The 214-nt window shown below is 60.3% G+C and carries 1 protein-coding gene; it reads right to left on the reverse strand.

Annotated features, from left to right (window positions below; genetic code table 11):
• On the reverse strand, positions 1–187 hold a 187-nt coding region (locus BN358_RS28225), incomplete at its 3' end, for a hypothetical protein (protein ID WP_232233451.1).
• Between the last annotated feature and the right edge of the window lie 27 nt (positions 188–214).

The following is a 214-nucleotide window of genomic DNA, read 5'->3' on the forward strand; positions in this document are numbered from 1 at the left end:
CGTCGGAACGACACTCTTTGACATCGAAGCTGTCGGGGAAAGCTACCGCAGGGAGGCCGTCTCCCGCCTCTTCCGAAGCTGGGGGCTTCCTGAAGGTGGTGTGAAGATCTGTGAAGCGGTGCTGGAGCCAGAGCCTCGCAACCCTCACGACCCGAATGCAGTGAAGGTCGTCATAGACGGATTCCACGTTGCCTCGTGCCGTCGGATGAGACTG

The organism is Sedimentibacter sp. B4, assembly GCF_000309315.1.
Classification (GTDB): domain Bacteria; phylum Bacillota; class Clostridia; order Tissierellales; family Sedimentibacteraceae; genus Sedimentibacter; species Sedimentibacter saalensis.